Source organism: Streptococcus sp. 2022WUSS037, assembly GCF_044427225.1.
In the GTDB taxonomy this organism is placed as follows: Bacteria; Bacillota; Bacilli; order Lactobacillales; family Streptococcaceae; genus Streptococcus.
Genome location: NZ_JAOTGJ010000065.1, coordinates 1 through 2,961, shown reverse-complemented (window position 1 = coordinate 2,961; position 2,961 = coordinate 1). Strand labels below are relative to the sequence as shown.

The 2,961-nt window shown below is 41.3% G+C and carries 3 protein-coding genes and 1 pseudogene; 2 read left to right on the top strand and 2 right to left on the bottom strand.

The features are described from left to right. Together ODU55_RS11550 and ODU55_RS11545 are read left to right on the top strand one after the other, a co-directional pair. The coding region (locus ODU55_RS11550; protein WP_398582203.1) for a transposase at positions 1 to 287 on the top strand (287 nt) is incomplete at its 5' end. Beyond that, positions 250 to 531, top strand: a complete 282-nt coding sequence (locus ODU55_RS11545) for a VanZ family protein (protein ID WP_398582901.1) — start codon at positions 250 to 252, stop codon at positions 529 to 531. The genes ODU55_RS11550 and ODU55_RS11545, both read left to right, overlap by 38 nt. A 23-nt stretch (positions 532 to 554) precedes the next feature. Here the strand turns inward: ODU55_RS11545 and ODU55_RS11540 are convergent, their stop codons facing one another. Beyond that, complete coding sequence (locus ODU55_RS11540; RefSeq protein WP_398582900.1) at positions 555 to 2,819, bottom strand: glycogen/starch/alpha-glucan phosphorylase; 2,265 nt, start codon at positions 2,817 to 2,819, stop codon at positions 555 to 557. A gap of 21 nt (positions 2,820 to 2,840) precedes the next feature. Continuing rightward, positions 2,841 to 2,961, bottom strand: a pseudogene (locus tag ODU55_RS11535) (IS630 family transposase); the annotation flags it as partial.

The window sequence follows — 2,961 nt, the reverse complement described above, 5'->3', positions numbered from 1 at the left end:
GAACGATGACAGCGGAATTATTTATCAAGTGGTATCAGGAGCAGCTATTGCCATCCTTGACAGAACCCCATGTCATCATTATGGATAATGCAGCTTTTCATCCCAAGAAACAACTAGATGAGCTTGCAGTGGCTAAGGGACACTATTTTCTTCCGCTTCCACCTTATTCCCCTGAACTTAACCCAATTGAACGATTCTGGGCTGGCTTGAAAAGAAAAGTGGCTGAGTTATTGAGGAGATTTCAATCGGTTGAGTATTCTTTGGAATACTATTTTAAAACTAAATGACTATATATTGGTCTTTAACCTCTTACTCTTTTTACCACTTGGATTACTTTTTTCATTTTCTTGGAAAAAACTTTCTCTCTTTGTAGGGGCCATATTGCTAGTTGAAGCCTGTCAATTCTTCTTTTCACTGGGCTTCTTTGACCTTAGCGATATCTTGCTTAACACCTCTGGCTTTGCCCTTGGAAACTTCTTGGGACAATCCGCAATCGCTCAATCTTTCAAAAATAGAATACAGAAAAAATGACCCCGAAAGGTCATTTTTATATGCTACGCTTCCAAATGCCATATATCTTCGTTGTACTGTTGAATGGTACGGTCTGATGAGAAGAATCCTGCTTTAGCAATGTTGACGATAACCTTATCCAACCAGCTGTCACGATCTTCGTAGTCTGCCAACATTCTTTCCTTGGTCGCAATGTAGTCTTCCAAGTCTAGCAAGGTCATGAAGTGGTCATTGTGCTTGAGGTTGTCTTGCAAACGCCAGAGACGTTCATCGATACCACCAGCATGACGAATGGTGTCAGAAGTGATGAAATCAATCAATGGACGAATGGCTTCGTGCTCGTAGAAGGCATACGGATGATAGGTTCCATTTGCATAGTGGTCGATAACAGTTTGGCTATCTTGACCGAAAATGTAGATATTTTCATCGCCAACTAATTCATGAATTTCCACATTGGCACCATCATCTGTACCGATGGTCAAGGCACCGTTGAGCATGAATTTCATGTTACCAGTACCAGATGCTTCTTTAGATGCAAGAGAAATCTGCTCTGAAATATCTGCCGCTGGGATGATGAAACTAGCTTCCGTTACGTTGTAGTTTTCAATCATAACCAACTGCAAGTGTGGTGCCACTTCTGGGTCATTTTTGATAACCTGTGACAAGACCAAAATCAAGTGGATAATATCTTGAGCCGTTGTGTAAGCTGGTGCTGCTTTTCCGCCAAAGAAGACTGTCAAAGGGCGAGTTGGGATATTGCCTGCCTTGATATCCAAATACTTGTGGATAACATAGAGAACATTCATCTGTTGACGTTTGTACTCGTGCATACGCTTGATTTGCACATCAAAGATGGATTCCGGATTGACATGGACACCTTGCATCTTAGCAATATGACGTTGCAACTTACGCTTGTTGTGTTGCTTGGTTTTTTCCAACCAATTCTTCAATTCTTTGCTGTCTTTGTGGTCCAAGAGTTTTTCCAACTCGCTGGCATCATGGTGGTAGCCATGACCAAGTAGGCCATCAAGATAGTTAGCCAATCTTGGGTTAGCATGCATGAGCCAACGGCGGAAGGTGATACCATTAGTCTTGTTGTTAAATTTCTCTGGGTAAAGCTCGTAGAAGGCTTTCAACTCAGATGTCTTCAAAATCTCAGTATGAAGGGCTGCTACACCGTTGATAGAGTATCCATAGTGAATATCCATGTGGGCCATGTGGACACGGCCATGCTCATCGATAATATTAACCGCTGGATCATCCTTCACTTCTTTGGCACGACGATCCAATTCTACAATGAATGGAACCAAGTGAGGCACTACACGATTCAAGAAATCAAGCGGCCATTTTTCAAGAGCTTCTGACAAAATAGTGTGGTTGGTATAGGCAGTCATTTTCTTAACAATTTCGATTGCTTCATCAAACGAAATACCACGAAGCTCCAACAAACGAATCAATTCTGGAATAACAAGTGATGGGTGAGTATCGTTGATTTGAACAACAGCATAATCAGGCAGGTCATGTAAGTTTGACCCCTTAGCAACTGCTTCATCAATCAAGAGTTGGGCAGCGTTAGACACCATGAAATACTGCTGGAAGATACGGAGAACTTTACCCTCGTCTGTCGAATCATCTGGATAAAGGAAAAGGGTCAAATTACGGAAAATATCTTCCTTGTCAAATTCTATTCCGTCATAAATGATATTGTCATCAACTGAACCAAGGTCAAACAAGCGAAGACGATTCTTGCGTTCCATTTTATAACCAGGTACATCGATGTCATACAACTTAGATGTCAAGGTAAAGTTAGCAAATGGTACTTGGTAAGAAATTGGGGATTCTGTCAACCAAGAACGTGGTGTAATCCACTCGTTTGGCACTGCAGATTGTTGGTGGTATTCGAACAACTGACGGAAAAGTCCGAAGTGGTAGTTCAATCCCACACCATCTCCGTTGAGACCAAGGCTAGCAATGGAATCAAGGAAGCAGGCGGCCAAACGACCCAAACCACCATTTCCTAGTGATGGCTCCATCTCCACATCTTCAATAGCAATCAAGTCCTTACCTGCTGCTGCAAGCTGACTTTTCACTTCATCATAGACACCCAAGTTAATCAAGTTGTTAGACAAGAGTTTACCAATCAAGAATTCTGCAGAAATGTAGTAGACTTTCTTCTTCTGCTCATTGGTGTATTTAACTTCACTTTGTTGCTTAGTAAATGCAAGCAAAGCATAATAAAGTTCGTAGTCCGAACAGTCTTCAATACGTTTTGCATACATGGACTGAACAAAGTTTTGTAAATTTATCATGACACTCTCCTAAATATATAGTCAATTGAAACAAGAGTAGGACAAAAGTGCCTCAAGAAAAGTATTGCAATTTGGTAATACTTTTCTGAGGTGTTTTTTGATGTGAGCCCAGATTTTCTCGATGGGATTGTACTCAGGTGAG

Bases quoted from the DNA above. Each gene is read 5' to 3' on its own strand.
- ODU55_RS11540 (WP_398582900.1), bottom strand. From the start codon at position 2,819: ATGATAAATTTACAAAACTTTGTTCAGTCCATGTATGCAAAACGTATT.